The 17,744-nt window shown below is 58.7% G+C and carries 19 protein-coding genes, 1 tRNA gene and 1 pseudogene; 11 read left to right on the top strand and 10 right to left on the bottom strand.

All coding sequences use genetic code 11. From position 1 onward, the window contains the following. Positions 1-5: 5 nt before the first annotated feature. Positions 6-81: transfer RNA gene (locus BRD58_RS17700), tRNA-Trp, on the top strand. 95 nt (positions 82-176) lie between these two features. Here the strand turns inward: BRD58_RS17700 and hdfR are convergent. After that, positions 177-998, bottom strand: coding sequence for an HTH-type transcriptional regulator HdfR (gene hdfR, locus BRD58_RS17695; protein ID WP_012850259.1), 822 nt, complete (start codon positions 996-998; stop codon positions 177-179). Between the two features lie 119 nt (positions 999-1,117). Between hdfR and BRD58_RS17690 the strand changes: the two genes are divergently transcribed. After that, positions 1,118-1,456 carry a DUF413 domain-containing protein gene (locus BRD58_RS17690; protein ID WP_012850258.1) on the top strand — a complete coding sequence of 113 codons (339 nt, stop codon included), beginning with the start codon at positions 1,118-1,120 and terminating at the stop codon, positions 1,454-1,456. Between the two features lie 40 nt (positions 1,457-1,496). Here BRD58_RS17690 and BRD58_RS17685 read toward each other — a convergent pair whose 3' ends face one another. Genes BRD58_RS17685 through gpmM form a run of 3 tightly spaced genes read right to left on the bottom strand, consistent with a single transcriptional unit; the run spans position 1,497 to position 5,385 of the window. Further along, positions 1,497-2,426, bottom strand: coding sequence for a divergent polysaccharide deacetylase family protein (locus BRD58_RS17685; protein WP_069579545.1), 930 nt, complete (start codon positions 2,424-2,426; stop codon positions 1,497-1,499). A gap of 52 nt (positions 2,427-2,478) precedes the next feature. Then, positions 2,479-3,831 carry a murein hydrolase activator EnvC gene (envC, locus tag BRD58_RS17680; protein WP_012850256.1) on the bottom strand — a complete coding sequence of 451 codons (1,353 nt, stop codon included), beginning with the start codon at positions 3,829-3,831 and terminating at the stop codon, positions 2,479-2,481. A 9-nt stretch (positions 3,832-3,840) separates the two neighbouring features. Then, positions 3,841-5,385 (bottom strand): 2,3-bisphosphoglycerate-independent phosphoglycerate mutase, encoded by a 1,545-nt coding sequence (gene gpmM, locus BRD58_RS17675; RefSeq protein ID WP_015462556.1) that lies wholly within the window; start codon positions 5,383-5,385, stop codon positions 3,841-3,843. Positions 5,386-5,770: 385 nt separating this feature from the next. On the opposite strand from gpmM, the gene BRD58_RS17670 reads away from it, so the two are divergent. The 5 genes from BRD58_RS17670 to cysE all read left to right on the top strand — a co-directional run bounded on the left by BRD58_RS17670 (position 5,771) and on the right by cysE (position 9,120). Further along, positions 5,771-6,202, top strand: coding sequence for a rhodanese-like domain-containing protein (locus BRD58_RS17670; RefSeq protein WP_015462555.1), 432 nt, complete (start codon positions 5,771-5,773; stop codon positions 6,200-6,202). 24 nt (positions 6,203-6,226) lie between these two features. Then, positions 6,227-6,475 carry a glutaredoxin 3 gene (grxC, locus tag BRD58_RS17665; RefSeq protein ID WP_012850253.1) on the top strand — a complete coding sequence of 83 codons (249 nt, stop codon included), beginning with the start codon at positions 6,227-6,229 and terminating at the stop codon, positions 6,473-6,475. 56 nt (positions 6,476-6,531) lie between these two features. After that, positions 6,532-6,993 carry a protein-export chaperone SecB gene (gene secB, locus BRD58_RS17660; RefSeq protein ID WP_012850252.1) on the top strand — a complete coding sequence of 154 codons (462 nt, stop codon included), beginning with the start codon at positions 6,532-6,534 and terminating at the stop codon, positions 6,991-6,993. Continuing rightward, positions 6,993-8,009, top strand: coding sequence for an NAD(P)H-dependent glycerol-3-phosphate dehydrogenase (gene gpsA / locus BRD58_RS17655; protein WP_069579544.1), 1,017 nt, complete (start codon positions 6,993-6,995; stop codon positions 8,007-8,009). Before secB ends, gpsA begins: the two co-directional genes overlap by 1 nt. Before the next feature lie 289 nt (positions 8,010-8,298). Further along, complete coding sequence (gene cysE, locus BRD58_RS17650; RefSeq protein ID WP_012850250.1) at positions 8,299-9,120, top strand: serine O-acetyltransferase; 822 nt, start codon at positions 8,299-8,301, stop codon at positions 9,118-9,120. Positions 9,121-9,185: 65 nt separating this feature from the next. Here cysE and trmL read toward each other — a convergent pair whose 3' ends face one another. From trmL to cpxR, 3 genes and pseudogenes are all read right to left on the bottom strand, one after another. Beyond that, positions 9,186-9,656: a tRNA (uridine(34)/cytosine(34)/5-carboxymethylaminomethyluridine(34)-2'-O)-methyltransferase TrmL gene (gene trmL, locus BRD58_RS17645; RefSeq protein WP_034168292.1), complete on the bottom strand. Its 471-nt coding sequence runs from the start codon at positions 9,654-9,656 to the stop codon at positions 9,186-9,188. A gap of 42 nt (positions 9,657-9,698) precedes the next feature. Beyond that, positions 9,699-11,086, bottom strand: a pseudogene (cpxA, locus tag BRD58_RS17640) (envelope stress sensor histidine kinase CpxA). Then, positions 11,083-11,781 carry an envelope stress response regulator transcription factor CpxR gene (gene cpxR, locus BRD58_RS17635; protein WP_012850247.1) on the bottom strand — a complete coding sequence of 233 codons (699 nt, stop codon included), beginning with the start codon at positions 11,779-11,781 and terminating at the stop codon, positions 11,083-11,085. The pseudogene cpxA and the gene cpxR overlap by 4 nt, the downstream one beginning before the upstream one ends. Before the next feature lie 149 nt (positions 11,782-11,930). On the opposite strand from cpxR, the gene cpxP reads away from it, so the two are divergent. From cpxP to pfkA, 3 genes are all read left to right on the top strand, one after another. Further along, positions 11,931-12,410: a cell-envelope stress modulator CpxP gene (gene cpxP, locus BRD58_RS17630; RefSeq protein ID WP_012850246.1), complete on the top strand. Its 480-nt coding sequence runs from the start codon at positions 11,931-11,933 to the stop codon at positions 12,408-12,410. A 133-nt stretch (positions 12,411-12,543) separates the two neighbouring features. Continuing rightward, positions 12,544-13,446, top strand: a complete 903-nt coding sequence (gene fieF / locus BRD58_RS17625; RefSeq protein ID WP_012850245.1) for a CDF family cation-efflux transporter FieF — start codon at positions 12,544-12,546, stop codon at positions 13,444-13,446. A 298-nt stretch (positions 13,447-13,744) separates the two neighbouring features. After that, entirely contained in the window at positions 13,745-14,707 is a 963-nt protein-coding gene (gene pfkA / locus BRD58_RS17620; protein WP_012850244.1) for a 6-phosphofructokinase, read from the top strand. Between the two features lie 132 nt (positions 14,708-14,839). Here the strand turns inward: pfkA and tpiA are convergent, their stop codons facing one another. Both tpiA and BRD58_RS17610 read right to left on the bottom strand, forming a co-directional pair. Continuing rightward, positions 14,840-15,604: a triose-phosphate isomerase gene (tpiA, locus tag BRD58_RS17615; RefSeq protein ID WP_012850243.1), complete on the bottom strand. Its 765-nt coding sequence runs from the start codon at positions 15,602-15,604 to the stop codon at positions 14,840-14,842. Positions 15,605-15,729: 125 nt separating this feature from the next. Then, positions 15,730-16,359: a DUF1454 family protein gene (locus BRD58_RS17610; RefSeq protein ID WP_012850242.1), complete on the bottom strand. Its 630-nt coding sequence runs from the start codon at positions 16,357-16,359 to the stop codon at positions 15,730-15,732. A 161-nt stretch (positions 16,360-16,520) separates the two neighbouring features. Here BRD58_RS17610 and BRD58_RS17605 point away from each other — a divergent pair, with 161 nt between their 5' ends. Beyond that, a complete protein-coding gene (locus tag BRD58_RS17605) occupies positions 16,521-16,952 on the top strand; it encodes a DUF805 domain-containing protein (RefSeq protein WP_012850241.1) in 432 nt (143 codons plus the stop codon). A gap of 40 nt (positions 16,953-16,992) precedes the next feature. Here the strand turns inward: BRD58_RS17605 and fpr are convergent, their stop codons facing one another. Further along, positions 16,993-17,739, bottom strand: coding sequence for a ferredoxin--NADP(+) reductase (gene fpr / locus BRD58_RS17600; protein WP_069579543.1), 747 nt, complete (start codon positions 17,737-17,739; stop codon positions 16,993-16,995). Positions 17,740-17,744 lie beyond the last annotated feature (5 nt).

Below are 17,744 nucleotides of genomic sequence, written 5' to 3'. Positions count from 1 at the left end.
TATTTAGGGGCGTAGTTCAATTGGTAGAGCACCGGTCTCCAAAACCGGGTGTTGGGGGTTCGAGTCCCTCCGCCCCTGCCAGATAAAAAGCCTTCTGTGAAAACAGAAGGCTTTTTTGTTTTTCCGCTAATGACGTTTTCGTACGCCATTATTTTACCGCGATAATACCGGCGCCCTCAGGCGCTCGGCATCAAGAAACGGTGCAGGTCATGCACCATGGGGTGGATCTCATCTAAACGGTCGCTGTTGCGCAGCCAGATGGCATAGAGTGGCCTTATTAGCGTTTCTGGGTGGGGTAACCGCTGTAAGTCACTGGCAGCCCAAGTCGTAGGTAAAAACGCGCTGGCGTGCAGCTGACGCAGAATACGCTCGGCTATCAGCAGTGAGCTACTCTCCAGCAGGGGAGCGCCACTCTCGATCAGCGGCGAGGGCTGCGGGCTGAAGTCGGCCCCCCAATCGAGGCGAATGAATGGCCGTACCGACGCACTTTGGCCAGCGGCATAGAGCCCTAGTGTAAACTCACCGACCCGTTCGCTGGTAAACTCATCGGCTTTGGGGGTTTCGGTTGCGATTAGCAGATCCAGATGGCGCTCGTGCAGCTGGCGGATATGAATATGGCGTTGACCGGTGCGGGCCTCTAGCATTTGCGCAGGATTATTGTCGTAGAGCCGCGAAAGCCAGTCGGTCAGCATCGACTCCCATAGCAATGGCGGTGCTCCCAGCGAAAGAGCCTTATGCTGGCGGGCGTTGATCATCTCCTGCTTGGCCAGTAGCCAGGTATTCATCAGATTTTCTGCATAGGGCACGAGTGTTTGCCCGGCTGGCGTGAGCTGAATGTTATTGCGGTGGCGAGTGAATAGCTCGGTACCTACTTGATTTTCCAACTGGCGGATGCGGAAGCTGACGGCGGACTGCGTCAGGTACAGTGATTCGGCCGCCTTACCAAAGTGGCGGGTACGGCTGACTTCCAAAAAGGTTTTGAGTAATTCGGTATCCACGACGTATCCATAAAAATTTTAATCATGATGATTTAAATGTTTTGTTTTACAGCTTGTCAAGGCTAACTAATACTCCGCGCCATAAATAGCACGGCCATAGAGAATTAGGAGCGTGTCAGATGGCGGAAAGCTTCCACACTACTCATCGTTTCTTTGATAATAAGCACTACCCGCGCGGCTTTTCGCGTCATGGTGACTTTACGATCAAAGAGGCTCAGCTACTTGAGCGTTTTGGGTATGCGTTTAATGAATTGGATCTCGGCACTCGCGAGGCGCAGACAGATGAAGAAGCACTGTTTGTTGCCGTATGCCGCGGTGAGCGTCAGCCGGCGACGGAGGCGGAGAAAGTATGGGCGAAGTATGTCACCCGTATCCGTCGTCCTAAGCGCTTCCATACTCTCTCCGGCGGTAAGCCGCAGATGGAAGGGGCTGAGGACTATACCGAGTCCGATGATTAATAAAAAAGCGGGCAATATTTGCCCCGCTTTTTTATGTCTGTCATCCCAGCCAGAAGCGCCAGCGCTCCTGCAGCCATTTAACCGGCGCAGTGCCTTTAATCCCCTCTGCCACGATCTGCCATGCCCGAGAGGCATGAACCGGCGTAGGAGTGTGCGGAGCCCGGCACTGCCTGATGCCACCGAACTCGGGACGTTTGAGCGGGGGATGCGCCGGCTTGGCCAAGGGCGCCGAATCGGGGCGCGTGGCCTCGTTGAGTAAGGCGCTGGGCCTGACCAGGACGATATCCGGCGGCAGGGTGCGCAGCATTTGCTGCAGGACGCGTACCGTTGCAGGATGCGGGTGGCCGATGGCGATGGCGGAGCCATTGCGCCGCGCTAGCGTTATCGCGCGATTGAACTGCGTCCGGATAGCGCTCTCGTTCTGAGCGTCATCCAGAAAGACTTTGCGCTTGATAACCTTGATTCCAGTCCCCTGGGCGGCGTTGCTGACTTGGCTATGGCCAATGGTCATGCTGTCGAGGAAGTAGAGAAAATGGTACTGCTCCAGCGCCCGCATGACTTTTTGCATACCGCTGAGGCTGGAGGTCATGGCGCTGCCCATATGGTTGTTCATGCCGACGGCGTAGGGCACGTTACCTACCGCCTGGCGGATAATTCTCTGGATCTCCGCCTCGCTCATGGTGGGCTGCAGCGTATCGCGCTCCAGCGGCTGCTTACTGATGGGGGCCATCGGTAGGTGGATCAGGATCTCGCGCCCCTGTGCGTGGGCGCGCAGCGCCATCTCGCGCGCGTGGGGCGCATTGGGTAAGACGGCGATGGTGACGGGTAACGGCATCTCCAGCACTTGGTTTTCTTCGCGGGGACGATACCCGAAGTCATCAATGACGATGGCGAGCTTTCCGGCCAGCGCCGGCGCAGCCAGAGCGCTGCAAAGCAGCGCCAGTGAACTAAGACGGATCAGTGAGCGCAAGGCTTATTCCTTCTCTCTATCCAGCGTGATGGCGAAGCGATGAACGCCAGCGTTAGCGCCCCAGCCACGGCCGCGGGTTCACCGCCTGCCCCTGACGACGAATTTCGAAGTACAGGGCCGACTGCCCCTGACCGCCGCTGTCACCGACCAGCGCAATCGGCTGACCGGCTTTGACCTGTGCGCCGACGTTAACTAAGGCGCTCTGGTTATAGCCATACAGGCTCATATCGCCCTTGCCGTGTTCAACGACCACCACCAGTCCATACCCCTGGAGCCAGTCGGCCAGCAGGACGCGGCCGTCGGCGATGGCGCGGACTTCGCTGCCCTCCGGCGCGGCAATGACCATGCCTTTCCAGCGCAGTTCGCCCTGCAGTGGCTCGCCGAAGCCATGGATAGTGCGTCCCCGTACCGGCCAGATCGCCTGACCTGCCGGACGCCCTAGGCCGCCGGTTCTGGCCAGCAGCGCACGCTCGTTTTCGCTGGGTTTATAGGTGGTACCTTTTTTCTTGGCCTGGGCTTCTTTTGCTTTCATTTCGGCCCGAACGCGGGCGGCTTCACGCGCTTCGCGTTCGGCGCGGGCGCGGGCCTCACGTTCGGCGCGGGCTATCTTGTCACGCAGGCGGGTTTCATTCTGGCGCAGCTCACCGAGCTGCTGTTGATCCTTGGCCAGTGAGCTCTCTAGCGCCGTCAGCGTTTTTTGGCGGCTGGCGCGCGCCTGCTGTAGCAGCTGCTGAGCCTGTTGCTGAGTTGCCAGGACCTCTTTTTGCTTGGCTTTCGCGCTCTCTAGCTCACGCTTTTGCTGGCTGAGGTCGGTACGGGTCTCCTGCAGCGCGGCGATATTCTGCTGTCGGGCGATGTTCAGATAGCCGAAATAGGACAGCAGTCGCTCGCTGCGCTGGCTCTCTTCACCGTTGAGCAGAACCTGCATTCCGGTGTGGCGGCCGAGACGAAACGCCATATCCAGCTGCTGTGCTAATAGCTTACTCTGACCATTCTCTTTGCTTTGCAGTTTGCGGATAGAGGCGCTGAGCGCGGTGACCCGCTGCTCGAGCAGAGAGAGTTCAGCCTGGGTATCGTGCAGCGCTCTGCCGGCCTGGGCTATTTGTTTTTCTTGGGCTTTTAACTGATCTTGCAGGGATGCGCGCTGCTGCTGCTGCTGCTTAACGCTTTTCTCTTTCTCAGCGATGTCCTGCTGGATAGACTGCAGCTGCTGCTTGTTGCTGTCTGCGCTAAATGCGGCGCAGGGGAAAAGGCTGATGCCGGCGAACAGTGCGCCGGCACAGAAGATGGGCAGCAGGGGCGAGGCGCCGCGGAACGCGTGCGTCGCCGGAGCGACGCACGGGGTACTCCCGACGGATGGCGCTGAGCCTGCGCTGGGCATGTGAAACAGATCTTTTCCCCTCATGGGGATCGATTATTTCACGATGAACAGCGGCTTGCCAGTCATCTCTTGTGGGACATCCATCCCCATCAGTGTCAGCATGGTCGGAGCGATGTCGGACAGTTTCCCGCCCTCGACAGCGCTGGCCTGCTTACCGATGTAGATCAGCGGTACCGGCAGGTTAGTGTGCGCCGTATACGGCTGACCGCTCTCCTGATCGCGCATCATCTCCGCGTTACCGTGGTCGGCGGTGATCAGCAGCTGACCATCGGCCTTCTGCACGGCGTCAACGACCTGACCCATGCAGGCGTCCAGCGCCTCGACGGCCTTGATCGCCGCGTCGTAAACGCCGGTGTGGCCAACCATGTCGCCGTTCGGATAGTTACAGATGATGGTGTCATACTTGCCGCTGCCGATGGCGGAGACCAGCTTTTCGGTCAGCTCGGCCGAACTCATCTCCGGCTGCAGATCGTAGGTCGCCACTTTCGGTGAGTTGATCAGGATGCGATCTTCACCGTTGAACGGATCTTCTACGCCACCGTTATAGAAGAAGGTGACGTGGGCGTATTTTTCGGTTTCGGAGATGCGCAGCTGAGTTTTATTGTGCTTCATCAGCCACTCACCCAGGGTATTGCTCAGCGAAGCCGGCGGGTAGGCGCATTCGGTCTTGATATCGGCGGCATACTCGGTCAGCATGACAAAGCTGCCCAGCTTAACGATTTTGCGGCGGGCGAAGCCGTCGAAGTCAGCGTTAACGAATGCGCGGGTGATCTGGCGTGCGCGGTCAGCGCGGAAGTTCATGAAAATCAGCGCGTCGCCATCCTGCATCGCGGCGTCGGCCTGGCCTGCGGCGCGAATTACGGTCGGCTTAACAAACTCGTCGTTTTCACCGCGGGCGTAGGCGGCCTGCAGCCCATCAATGGCGTTATCGGCGTGGAATTCACCCTTGGCGTCGGTCAACAGATCGTAGGCCAGCTCGACGCGATCCCAACGGTTGTCGCGATCCATGGCGTAGTAACGACCGATCAGTGAGGCGATGCGCCCTTTACCGATTGCGGCGAAATGGTCAGTGAATCGTTTCAGTGTTGATTCCGCACTACGCGGTGGGGTGTCGCGACCATCGAGGAAAGCGTGCAGATAGATGGCCTCTGCGCCGCGCTGGGCTGCCAGATCAACCATCGCCAGGATATGGTCTTCGTGACTGTGTACGCCGCCAGGGGACATCAGGCCCATGATGTGCACGGCCTTACCGGCGGCAACGGCATCATCTACGGCGCGGGTCAGCGCGGCATTGTTGTAGAAGTCGCCCTCTTTGATCTCTTTGTCCAGACGGGTCAGATCCTGGTATACGATGCGCCCGGCGCCCAGGTTGACGTGACCGACTTCGGAGTTGCCCATCTGACCATCCGGCAGGCCGACATCCAGACCGGATGCGGAGATCAGCGTATGCGGATATTCAGCCCACAGGCGATTCATCACCGGACGCTTAGCGTTGAGAATTGCGTTGTCCTGCTGATCTTCACGGTAACCATAGCCGTCAAGGATCACCAGAACCATCGGTTTTTTGGCGTTCGACATTGCAACAACCTCATATGTTGATAAGTTCAAGAATGAATAGCCGTGCACACGCGGTGTGGACTACGCCAGCGCTGTCCCGTTGGCGCTGGCGGCAGGCGCAGTGCGGAAAGTGGCGGGACACAACCCCATATACACGGCTATTCCGTCGTGAATTAGCGTAATTTTACTACAATCTATGACGGATTGGCTGCAGAAAGATCAAGGGAAGCCCTTTTGTGTCCCGTCCCGTCGCGGGTGAGGCGATAGCCTGGGGTAAATTTTCGCGCCAGGCCGCAGTTTCAGCGCCCAGCGCTCGGTAATCGGCTGTATTTGGAGCGAGGCAAAGGTATACTCTGATCCTTTGATTTAGCCCTTAACCGATCGGGAGTAGTAACCCCCCATGCAAATGCAAGAGATTATGCAATTCGTCACTGCCCACCCCGTGCTGAGCGTGGCGTGGATTGTGCTGTTTGTGGCGGTTGTCGTCATGACCCTTAAAAGCCGTTTCTCTAAAGTAAAAGAGGTGAGCCGCGGCCAGGCGACCCATCTGATCAATAAAGAAGACGCCGTTGTCGTCGACACCCGGACGCGTGAAGAGTACCGCAAAGGGCATATCGCCAACGCCGTAAACCTGACGCCGAGCGAGCTGAAGAGCGGTAGCCTCGGTGAGCTGGATAAGCATAAGTCGCAGCCGGTGATCGTCGTGTGCGCTAACGGTATGACCTCCCGTCAGTCCGGCGAGCATCTGGTTAACGCCGGGTTTGCGCAGGTATATTCTCTGAAAGACGGTATCGCCGGCTGGCAGGGTGATAATCTGCCCTTAGCTCGCGGTAAATAAGCGGATATTGACTGAGGAGTCATCATGGCCAACGTTGAAATTTATACCAAAGCGACCTGCCCATTTTGCCTGCGCGCCAAGGCGCTGCTGACGGCCAAGGGCGTTGGGTTTGATGAGATCGCTATCGATACAAACCCGGAAAAGCGCGAGGAGATGATCGCGCGCAGCGGCCGTACCACCGTACCGCAGATTTTTATCGATGGGCGTCATATTGGTGGCTGTGATGACCTGCACGCGCTGGATGCCCGCGGTGAGCTTGACCCGCTGCTGTAAACCGGCATTGATGTTTGATAGGGATTACCCCATTACCTAAAGATTAGGAACCAACCATGTCTGAACAAAATAACACTGAAATGTCCTTCCAGATCCAGCGTATCTACACGAAGGATATCTCCTTTGAAGCGCCGAACTCACCGGCCGTTTTCCAGAAAGAGTGGCAGCCGGAGGTTAAACTGGATTTGGATACGGCATCCAACCAGCTGGCTGATGGGGTGTTTGAAGTGGTTCTGCGCGTGACGGTCACCGCAACCATGGGTGAAGAAACGGCGTTTCTGTGTGAAGTCCAGCAGGCCGGTATCTTTACCATCGCCGGCATTGAAGGTACTCAGATGGCTCACTGCCTGGGTGCCTACTGCCCGAATATCCTGTTCCCGTACGCTCGTGAATGCATCACGAACCTGGTTGCTCGCGGTACCTTCCCGCAGCTGAACCTGGCACCGGTTAACTTTGACGCGCTGTTCATGAGCTATCTGCAGCAGCAGGCCGGCGAAGAGCCGACTCAGGAAGCGTAATGACAACGCCTGTCGCTTCCATGGCCGTTATCGGCGCTGGCTCTTACGGCACCGCATTGGCCATTACGCTGGCCCGTAACGGGCACCCGGTGGTGCTGTGGGGGCACGATCCTGCGCACATCGCTGCGCTGGAGGCCGCGCGCTGTAATCAGGCCTTTTTGCCGGACGTCCGTTTCCCTGACACGCTGTCGCTGGAGACGGATTTATCCCGGGCGCTGTCGGCCAGCCGCGATGTCCTCGTGGTTGTGCCGAGCCACGTGTTTGGTGACGTATTGCGTCAGCTGCGCCCCCACCTGCGGCCAGATGCGCGACTGGTATGGGCAACCAAGGGACTGGAGGCGGAGACCGGGCGTTTATTGCAGGACGTAGCGCGTGAAGCGCTGGGGCCGGATATTCCGCTGGCGGTGATCTCCGGGCCGACCTTTGCCAAAGAGCTGGCGGCGGGACTGCCGACGGCGATCGCCGTGGCCTCTCAGGACGCGGCGTTTGCCGAGGCGCTACAGCACCTGCTGCACTGTGGCAAGAGCTTCCGCGTCTATCGCAACCCGGATTTCATCGGCGTACAGCTGGGCGGTGCGGTCAAAAACGTTATCGCTATCGGCGCCGGGATGTCGGACGGCATCGGCTTTGGCGCCAATGCCCGTACGGCCCTGATCACCCGCGGTCTTGCTGAAATGAGTCGGCTAGGGGGGGCTCTTGGCGCCGATCCGGCGACCTTTATGGGCATGGCTGGGCTGGGTGATCTGGTGCTGACCTGTACCGACAATCAGTCGCGCAACCGCCGCTTTGGCATCATGCTGGGGCAGGGGATGGGCGTCAATGAGGCCCAGGCGCAGATAGGTCAGGTGGTCGAGGGTTACCGCAACACCAAAGAGGTGATGTCGCTGGCGCAGCGCTATGGCGTGGAGATGCCGATCACCGAGCAGATCTATCAGGTGCTGTATTGCCAGAAAGACGTTCGTGAGGCGGCGCTCTCGCTGCTGGGGCGCGCTAGCCGGGACGAAAACGCCCGTTGATACGTTGGTGGGTATCTGCCGGGTCGGCGGATACCCGCTCTTTCTCCTCAGGGTGTGAGTCTCTCGGGATAATCATCACTCTCCCCTTGACCGGGCGCCGCCGCGTCTGATTAATTACATCACTTATCGTCAGATTTTCTCCACTCTCTCTTTACCCCGGCTGCGTGACTCTCCCGGCAGCGTCGCTATTTCGGCTGCGACAGGCCCGTGCGTCTGACGTGACGGAGGGAGTGCAGAGGATCTGCTATTCGCATCGGCCGCCGCCTACTACGAGGATGGGAGCAACATCATGTCGACAGAAGAATTGGAAATCATCTGGCAAAACATTAAAACAGAGGCTCGGGGACTGGCGGAGTGCGAGCCGATGCTGGCCAGTTTTTTCCATGCCACCTTGCTGAAGCATGAAAACCTGTCCGGCGCACTGAGCTATATTTTGGCCAATAAATTGGCCGATCCGATTATGCCGGCCATCGCCATCCGTGAAGTGGCCGAAGAGGCCTATCGCGCCGATCCCCGCATGGTGGACTATGCCGCGCGCGATATCCTGGCGGTTCGCCAGCGCGATCCGGCGGTAGATAAGTATTCGACGCCGCTGCTGTACCTCAAAGGGTTTCATGCGCTGCAGGCCTATCGCATCGGGCATTGGCTATGGCGTCAGGAGCGGCGTGCCCTGGCGATTTATCTGCAGAATCAGATTTCGGTGGCCTTTGGCGTCGATATTCATCCGGCGGCGCGCATTGGCTGTGGGATCATGCTCGATCATGCCACCGGGATTGTGATCGGTGAAACGGCGGTCGTGGAGAATGATGTCTCTATCCTGCAGTCGGTCACGCTGGGCGGTACCGGGAAAGAGTGCGGCGATCGCCATCCTAAGATCCGCGAAGGGGTGATGATCGGCGCGGGCGCTAAAATTCTGGGTAATATCGAGGTGGGGCGCGGAGCCAAGATCGGCGCAGGCTCCGTGGTGCTGCACCCGGTACCCGACCACACGACGGTGGCGGGCGTTCCGGCGCGGATTGTCGGCCGCCCAGAGAGCGATAAGCCGTCCATGGACATGGATCAGCGCTTTAACGGCAACAGTCATGATTTTGCGGACGGCAGCGGTATTTAACCGCCGATGGCGCTGGCACCCTGATTGCGCCCGCGGGGGACGTCTATGACGTCCCCCGCGCGTTATTATCGCAGTAGGGCTTCGGGGTAGCCCAGCTGACGCCAGGCCTCATACACGACGACGGAAACCGCGTTAGACAGGTTCATGCTGCGGCTACTGGCCAGCATGGGGATGCGGATTTTCTGCGCCGCCGGCAGGCTGTCGAGGATCGTGGACGGCAGGCCGCGGGTCTCCGGGCCAAAGAGCAGGTAGTCGCCGTCGCGATAGGTCACCTCGCTGTGGGCCGGGGTTCCCTTGGTCGTCAGAGCAAACAGCCGCGTCGGCTTTTCACCGTCGAGGAAGGCCGAATAGTCATGGTGACGGCGAATGCTGGCGAACTCATGATAGTCCAGCCCGGCGCGCCGCAGGCGCTTGTCGTCCCAGGTAAAGCCCAGGGGCTCTATCAGGTGCAGGTGAAAGCCGGTATTGGCACACAGTCGGATGATGTTGCCGGTGTTGGGTGGAATTTCAGGTTCGAAGAGTACGATATTCAGCATTTGCGCCCCCAGATGTCAGGGGGCGCAGTATAGCGCAGCGCGTCAGGCTTTGCCCGTGCCGCTGCGCGTGGAGAGCGGTAGCCACAGCGTCAGGCGTAGACCGCCCAGCGGGCTGTCCTCGGCCCGTACCCAGCCATGGTGCTGTTCCACCACCGTAGAGACGATCGCCAATCCCAGCCCGGTGCCGCCGGATTCGCGATCGCGCGCCTCATCGGTGCGATAGAACGGGCGGAAGATCTGTTCACGATCCTGGGGGGCGACGCCTGGACCGTCATCGTCTACGTGGATGGTGATCCCGTGTCCATCACAGCTGAAGTGGATAGCGATATGGTGGTTGGAGTAGCGCAGGGCGTTGCGTACGATATTCTCGAACGCGCTGTCCAGCGCCGAGTGGCTGCCAAACAGTGGCCATGGTCCGGGTGGGGCGGTTACCTCCAGCTTTTTGCCGCGCTGTTCAGCCTCGAAGCTGGCGTTATCCAATACATCAGACCACAGCTCATCTGCCCGTAGGGGCTCCCGCTCCAGCTCGGTTTTATGCTGGTTGCGCGACAGCGCCAGCAGATCGTTGATCATGCTGTCCAGCCGCAGAGCCTCGGTTTCAATACGCGCCAGCTCGCTGTACTCGCCGTGGCGCCGCCGCATCAGTGCCGTGGCCAGCTGTAGCCGGGTTAACGGCGTACGCAGCTCGTGAGAGATATCGGAGATCAGACGCTGCTGCGCCTTCACCATCCCCTCCAGGGCGCTGACCATCTGGTTGAAGCTGACCCCGGTGGCTAAAAACTCCTGTGGTCCCGACTCCAGCTCAGGGTGCTGACGCAGGTTTCCGCTGGCGACCTCGTCCGCCGCCATTTTCAGCTTACGCGCCGGGCTGGCCAGGCTCCACGCCAGCCACAGCAGCAGCGGTGAACTGATCAGCATGGTGACGAGCAGCAGCAGCAGCGGGCGATCGAATAGCAGGTTTACAAAGTCGGACTGCGGGCTGTTAGCGGGCCGGATCAGATACAGCTGATAGTTGTCCTCGCCGTCGCGGATCGGAAAGGGGCCAAGGATCTCTAGGCGCCCATACTTTTTCTTCTTAGGGTGATCGGCATTGTCGGACTGGCCGATAAAGTTACGCACGATTTGCATTTCGTTGCGCTGGGCCCCGATCACCCGTCCTTCACTGGTCACCAGCAGCAGACGCTGCCCCGGAGGAGACCATTTATCGATGGCGCGAAAGAGGCGCCGCCACCACAGCAGATCGTTGGGGGGTCGACGGCCAGCTCGGCTTCTACGTGCTGCTCCAGCATGACGCCCTGGCGCCGCTCACTGTCCAGCAGACTGGTTATCTGGCGTGAGTCGAGCTTGGGCAGCATCAGTACTACCATGAGTACCAGCGCCAGCGTCAGCCAAAAAATGGCAAAAATACGCGCCGTCAGGCTATTGATCATGAAACGGATACCATCAGATAGCCGCGCCCGCGCAGCGTTTTAAACCACGGCTGGCCATCCTGGCGCTCCGGCAGTTTGCGGCGGAGGTTAGAGATATGCATGTCGATGGCGCGATCGAAGGGGGTCAGACGCTTACCCAAGACCTCCTGGCTAAGATGTTCGCGCGATACCACCTGCCCCAGATGCTGCGCCAGCAGGTACAGCAGCGTGAATTCAGTACCGGTGAGCTCCAGGGGTTGGCCGTCAAAGCTGGCCTCTTGGCGACCGGGGTTCAGCTGCAGGCGATCGACCTGTAGGATCGGCGCACCGCTATCGCTGTTTTGCTGCTGCTCATTCCAGTTAGAGCGGCGCAGGATGGCCCGGATACGGGCAACCAGCTCGCGATCATTGAAGGGTTTCGGCAGGTAGTCGTCTGCCCCCAGCTCCAGCCCCAGCACCCTGTCGAGCTCGCTGCCGCGGGCGGTGAGCATAATGACCGGCGTCTGATGGTGTTGACGCAGCTCTTTAAGGGTGTCGATACCGTTTTTCTTCGGCATCATGACATCCAGCAGCAGCAGATCGATGCTGGCGTCCAGCATTGCCAATGCCTGCTCACCATCGTGAGCGACGATAACCTCAAATCCTTCAAGATCAAGAAGTTCTTGCAGAAGCGACGTCAGTTCGCGATCGTCATCAACCAGTAATATCTTATTCATTGGGTGTTACCTCCTGACGCAAAATACGATATCAAATGCCGCTAATCCATGACTTTACTTAGTTTTACATCCCCTGACGCATGTTTTCAGCTGTATGGGTAGACTGCACTCATCGATTCAATGAGCGGGCCGGTACCTAGGAGTGAGAGATGCATAAAACTGCAACCCTGACCATGGCCGCTTTGCTTATGATGACCTCCGTCGCCGTATACGCCGATGAAGGGGAGCCAGTATGTCGCTGGCATCAGGGCAACGACATGATGCAACAGAGTATGGATCATAACTACATGTTTGATGGTGTGAACCTTACTGAGCAGCAGCGTCAGCAGATGCGGGATTTGATGCAGACTACGCGCCACGGTTTTTCGAGCGTAAAGCTGCATGATATCGAAGCTATGCATCACCTGGTGACGGCAGAAAAATTTGATGAGGCCGCGGTGAAAGCCTTGGCTGAGAAGATGGCGCAGGAGAGCGTGATCCGCCAAGTCGAGATGGCTCGGATCCGTAATATGATGTTTAACCTCCTTACGCCGGATCAGAAGTCCCAGTTAAACGCACGCTATCAGCAGAAAATTGCCGGTTGGCAGCAGCAGATAGCGTACATGCAGAATACTTCTGCCCAGAAGTAGTGTACGACCGAGTAGCACCCTGTTTTTCCTTGCCATAGACACCATCCCTGTCTTCCCCGCCATGATGGCGGGGCTTTTTTTTGTCCGTAATTCGCTATACTGGGCGGCTGATTAAGCAACCTTTGGGTGAACTATGCATCAGCAATATGCACGATTGGTGAAGGTGGCCGCGCTGAGCGCGACGGCAACTGCCACTATCTTGCTGATTTTAAAAATTTTAGCCTGGTGGCATACCGGGTCAGTCAGCCTGCTAGCGTCGCTGGTGGACTCGCTGGTCGATATCGCGGCCTCGTTGACCAACCTGCTGGTGATCCGCTACGCCCTGCAGCCGGCGGATAAGGATCATACCTTTGGCCACGGCAAGGCCGAGTCGCTGGCCGCGCTGGCGCAGAGTATGTTTATCTGTGGTTCGGCACTGTTTCTGTTCTTGACCGGCTTCCAGCACCTGCTCAAGCCGGAGCCGATGAACGATCCCGGCGCCGGGATTTGGGTTACGGCGTTTGCGCTGGTGTGCACGCTGGCGCTGGTGACCTTTCAGCGCTGGGTGGTACGCAGGACCCAGAGTCAAGCGGTGCGCGCCGACATGCTGCATTACCAATCCGACGTGTTGATGAACGGGGCTATTCTGGTCTCTCTGGGATTGAGCTGGTACGGCGTGGCCAGAGCTGACGCGCTGTTTGCGCTGGGGATTGGGGTCTATATCCTCTACAGCGCCCTGCGTATGGGGTACGATGCGGTGCAGTCTCTGCTCGATCGGGCCCTGAGCCCCGAGGAGCGACATCTGATCGTCCGCATTGTCCGCGAGCATCGCGGCGTCTTGGGCGTACACGATCTGCGTACCCGCCAGTCCGGCCCGACCCGTTTTATTCAGTTACATCTAGAGATGGACGATACCCTGCCGTTGGTGGATGCTCATGCTATCGCCGACGGCGTTGAGCACGATCTCCTGCAGCACTTTCCCGCCGCGGACGTGATTATTCATCAGGATCCGACCTCGGTGGTTCCCGCTGAACAAAAAGGGCTGTGGGAGAGCTAAAAAAATACCAGTTTGTGAGCCGGATTACAGCGCGGCTATTTTTTTCGCGCAGTAAAATATTTACCATGTAGTGGGCTGACCTGAATCAATTCAGCTTGATTACTTTGCTATAATATTACACAGTAATTAAATTGAGTGTTCATTTTCTGTACCAACAGGCGGAGTCCACGGCCAGCGGCGTTGGCGGTGGGCAAGCGTGGGGTGTCACGTCGACCGTCGCCGTTCCCGACGGCCGAGGCCAGGGCTGTACGCGCCAAGCCATTCCTAAGAAATAGTATCCACAAGCTCAGAGGTAGTCATGATCAAAAAAATCGGTGTTTTGACCAGTGGCGGTGACGCGCCGGGCATGAACGCGGCCATCCGCGGCGTCGTGCGTGCGGCCTTGTCCAAAGGGTTAGACGTTTACGGCATCCATGATGGCTACCTCGGTCTGTATGAAGGACGCATTGAGCAACTGGACCGCTACAGCGTCTCCGACGTGATCAACCGCGGCGGTACTTTCCTTGGCTCAGCCCGTTTCCCGGAGTTTCGCGACGAGAAAGTGCGTGAAAAGGCCGTAGAGAACATGCGTGAGTTTGGCCTGGATGCGCTGGTGGTGATCGGCGGTGACGGTTCCTATTTGGGCGCTAAGCGCTTGACTGAGATGGGGTTCCCCTGCATTGGCCTGCCGGGAACTATCGATAACGATGTGGCCGGCACCGATTACACCATCGGGTATTTTACGGCGCTGGAAACCGTTGTAGAGGCCATTGACCGTCTGCGCGATACCTCCTCTTCACACCAGCGTATCTCCATCGTCGAGGTGATGGGGCGTTACTGTGGCGACCTGACGCTGGCGGCGGCGATCGCCGGCGGCTGCGAATATATCGTGCTGCCGGAGGTGGAGTTCAAGCGCGAAGAGCTGGTCGAAGAGATTAAGGCCGGCATCACTAAAGGCAAGAAACACGCTATCGTTGCCATCACCGAGCATATCTGTGATGTGGATGAGCTGGCCAAGTTTATCGAGCAGGAGACCGGTCGTGAAACTCGCTCGACCGTACTGGGACATATCCAGCGCGGCGGTGCGCCGGTGGCCTATGACCGCATCCTCGCGTCGCGCATGGGCGCCTACTCCATTGAGCTGCTGCTGCAGGGATACGGCGGCCGCTGCGTGGGGATCCAGAACGAAAAGCTGGTGCACCACGACATCATCGATGCGGTTGAAAATATGAAGCGTCCGTTTAAGGGCGATTGGCTGGATACGGCCAAGATACTGTTCTAACGGTGTGGGATCGGCCATAGCTTTATCGGGCCCCGCGTGCGGGGCTTTTTTATGCGCCGCGTTCGGGCGACGCATAAAAAAAACGGCTCCCCTGATCGGGAGCCGTTGCGTTCGGCGCTGGCAGCGCGGCGCTTAGGCTTTAGCGGCAGCGGCGGCGCGTACGATGGTGGCGAATGCGTCGGCCTTCAGAGAGGCCCCGCCGACCAGTGCACCGTCGATGTCCGGCTGCTTGAACAGATCGGCCGCATTGGCTGCGTTGACTGAGCCGCCGTACTGGATGATGACTTCCTGTGCGGCTTCAGCGTCGTGCTTGGCAACGTGATCGCGGATAAATTTGTGTACCGCCTGAGCCTGTTCCGGAGTGGCAGACTTACCGGTACCGATGGCCCATATCGGTTCATAGGCGATAACGGCGCCTTTAAACACCTGAGCACCCATGGTTTTCAGTACGGCATCCAGCTGGCGGGCGCAGACTTCTTCCGTTTTACCGGCTTCGTTTTCAGCTTCCGTCTCACCGATGCACAGCACCGGGATCAGACCGGCTTCTTTCAGCGCGGCAAATTTCTCTGCGATGAACGCGTCGCCTTCTTTGTGGTAGGTACGGCGCTCTGAGTGGCCAATGATGATGTATTTGGCACCGATGTCTTTCAGCATCGCGGCGGAGATTTCACCGGTGAATGCGCCGGAGGCATTGATACCGACGTCCTGGGCACCGAGGGCGATACGGCTACCGGCCAGTTCATGGGCGGCCATATCCAGATAGACTGCCGGCGGGGCGATGGCGACATCGCAGTTTGCTACGTCGCTCAGTTCACCGCGCAGGGCGGCAACCAGTTCGTGAACCATGTGGCGGCTACCGTTCAGTTTCCAGTTACCCATAACTAATGGTTGACGCATTTTCTTTCCTCCAATTGGGAAACACATAATCGAAATCAACTCGCCTTGTCGGCATATTCTGTCTGACAGTATAAAAATCTTGGGCGCCAGACACTTTGTTTTCCATCATCAAATGGCTAGGGACCTCAGGATCCTGCATCCTCTGATAGTGAAAGCTTAATCGGTTCAACAGCGAAAGTAATGCCTTTTTCACCGCTATCAGATACCACATAGCGTAAAGAACCATCCTGCTGGCTGTAATAGGGCTGGCTGCGGCCGCGGCTCAGGAGCTCCGCGACTTTTTCCAGGCTCTGCTGCGGGGAAAGGGTCGGGGAGAAGCTTTGCATCAGGGCGGCCATGTAGCGGATAGCCAGCTGGCGATCGGGTGTTTCAGCACCGTTGCGGGCGCCCCGTTTCCCTTTGCCCCGCTCTCCGTCCTCGCTGGGGAGATAGGTTATCTGCAGACTTTTGATTTTACCGGTGCCTTTCTCCAAAACGACGGAGGAGTAAACGGCGGCATTAATCCGCGTCGCAGCCCGGGTCAGCGGCAGGTTTTCATCTCGGACGCTGATGGCGCGGTACTCTTCCAGCGGCAGCGATGGAAACGCCTGATTATAGTGAGCGCGGAAGTTGACCAAGGTGAGATCGAACGTCGGTGCGCCGGGGCGCAGATAGGGCGCGGGCTGAGGCGCCTCGCCGCTGGCCTGCGACGGTGCGGCGAAGGCTGCCGGCTGACAGGCCAGTAAGAACAGGGATAATAGCGTGATCCGTGACATGATTCTGATCCGGTATACAGCGGGATGGCGATCCGATAGATGATTAAAGCGTTTTCTGACGTCGGTTGTCAAAAAGGCGCGTAAAAATTCCGCGATGCGGCGCCGGGATCGAGTACACTGCGCCGCTCTGTTGACTGAACCGAACGACAAAAGGATGAGTGATGGGCCTACAACAGTGGTGTTTTTCTCTGCGCGGTCGCCTGGGTCGTCAGGCGTTCTGGATTTGGATGGGCGTTTGGGCGCTGCTGCTGCTGGCGCTGTTCTCTCTGGCCGGTGCGGCGCTGATCCCGCTACAGGCCGCGGCGTTTCTATTGGTTCTCTCGCTGTGGCCCACGGCCGCGGTATGGGTCAAGCGTCTGCACGATCGCAATAAGTCGGGATGGTGGGCGCTGCTGGCGGTGGTCGCGTGGATACTGGCCGCCGGGAACTGGGAGATCTTAGGGGGGCTGTGGACATGGGCGCTGGGGCGATTTTTGCCGCTGCTGATCTACATCATGCTGCTGCTGGACTGCGGTGTTTTCGTGGGTACGGCGGGCGATAACCGCTATGGGCCGCCGCCGCCGGCGCTGAACTGGCGCCGCATCGGAGCGTAAGCCGGAGGGACGACGCCGGACCTGTCCGGCGTCAGATGTATCACCAGTAGTGTTCGCTGGTGATCTGGCCCGGCTTGCGGCGCAGGTGCTTACGCATCGCGCGGGTCTCTTTCAGCAGCTGCTGCGTATCTCGTACCATCTGTGGGTTCCCACACAGCATGACGTGGCTCTCCTCTGCGCTGATCGGCAGGCCAACGGCCGCCTCCAGCGCGCCGCTGGCAATCAGATCGGGGATACGCCCCTGTAAGGCGCCGGGCGCCGCCTCGCGGCTGACGACGGCCTGAATGCGCAGCTTACCGCCGTAGCGCTGCGCCAGCTGCTGCATCTGCGGCAGGTAGCTGAGATCGGCAGCGTGGCGGACAGCGTGTACCAGCACCAGATGGTCAAAGCGAGCCAGGTCGCGCCCCTCTTCCAGCATGGACAGATAGGGTCCGAGCGCGGTGCCGGTGGCCAGCATCCACAGCGTCCCGCAGTCCGGAACCTCATCCAGCACAAAAAAGCCGTTGGCTTCATCGCTGACCAGCAGGGTATCGCCCGGCCGTAGCGCCGTTAGGCGCGGGCTGAGCAGCCCGTCCGGTACCGTGACCAGATAGAACTCTAGCGTATCGCTGCTCGGCGGATTGACGAAGGAGTAGGCCCGCTGAATGCGTTCGCCGCCGATATCCATACCCAGTTTGCCAAATTGCCCGGCCTGAAACGGCTTGATGGGCGCCCGCAACTGAATGCTGAACAGTTTATCGGTCCAGTGCTGAACCTGTGTGATGGTGCCCGTTACCCATTCGGCCATACGTG

It is taken from the genome of Edwardsiella piscicida (assembly GCF_001896205.1).
In the GTDB taxonomy this organism is placed as follows: domain Bacteria; phylum Pseudomonadota; class Gammaproteobacteria; order Enterobacterales; family Enterobacteriaceae; genus Edwardsiella; species Edwardsiella piscicida.
This window is presented reverse-complemented; position numbering and strand designations above follow the sequence as displayed.

Excerpts from the sequence above, each read along its gene's own strand:
- gpmM (WP_015462556.1), bottom strand. The coding sequence starts at position 5,385 with ATGTCGAACGCCAAAAAACCGATGGTTCTGGTGATCCTTGACGGCTAT.
- secB (WP_012850252.1), top strand. The coding sequence starts at position 6,532 with ATGTCTGAACAAAATAACACTGAAATGTCCTTCCAGATCCAGCGTATC.
- cysE (WP_012850250.1), top strand. The coding sequence starts at position 8,299 with ATGTCGACAGAAGAATTGGAAATCATCTGGCAAAACATTAAAACAGAG.
- fpr (WP_069579543.1), bottom strand. The coding sequence starts at position 17,739 with ATGGCCGAATGGGTAACGGGCACCATCACACAGGTTCAGCACTGGACC.
- BRD58_RS17670 (WP_015462555.1), top strand. The coding sequence starts at position 5,771 with ATGCAAGAGATTATGCAATTCGTCACTGCCCACCCCGTGCTGAGCGTG.
- pfkA (WP_012850244.1), top strand. The coding sequence starts at position 13,745 with ATGATCAAAAAAATCGGTGTTTTGACCAGTGGCGGTGACGCGCCGGGC.
- trmL (WP_034168292.1), bottom strand. The coding sequence starts at position 9,656 with ATGCTGAATATCGTACTCTTCGAACCTGAAATTCCACCCAACACCGGC.
- grxC (WP_012850253.1), top strand. The coding sequence starts at position 6,227 with ATGGCCAACGTTGAAATTTATACCAAAGCGACCTGCCCATTTTGCCTG.
- gpsA (WP_069579544.1), top strand. The coding sequence starts at position 6,993 with ATGACAACGCCTGTCGCTTCCATGGCCGTTATCGGCGCTGGCTCTTAC.
- envC (WP_012850256.1), bottom strand. The coding sequence starts at position 3,831 with ATGAGGGGAAAAGATCTGTTTCACATGCCCAGCGCAGGCTCAGCGCCA.
- cpxR (WP_012850247.1), bottom strand. The coding sequence starts at position 11,781 with ATGAATAAGATATTACTGGTTGATGACGATCGCGAACTGACGTCGCTT.
- BRD58_RS17690 (WP_012850258.1), top strand. The coding sequence starts at position 1,118 with ATGGCGGAAAGCTTCCACACTACTCATCGTTTCTTTGATAATAAGCAC.
- cpxP (WP_012850246.1), top strand. The coding sequence starts at position 11,931 with ATGCATAAAACTGCAACCCTGACCATGGCCGCTTTGCTTATGATGACC.
- BRD58_RS17605 (WP_012850241.1), top strand. The coding sequence starts at position 16,521 with ATGGGCCTACAACAGTGGTGTTTTTCTCTGCGCGGTCGCCTGGGTCGT.
- BRD58_RS17610 (WP_012850242.1), bottom strand. The coding sequence starts at position 16,359 with ATGTCACGGATCACGCTATTATCCCTGTTCTTACTGGCCTGTCAGCCG.
- fieF (WP_012850245.1), top strand. The coding sequence starts at position 12,544 with ATGCATCAGCAATATGCACGATTGGTGAAGGTGGCCGCGCTGAGCGCG.
- tpiA (WP_012850243.1), bottom strand. The coding sequence starts at position 15,604 with ATGCGTCAACCATTAGTTATGGGTAACTGGAAACTGAACGGTAGCCGC.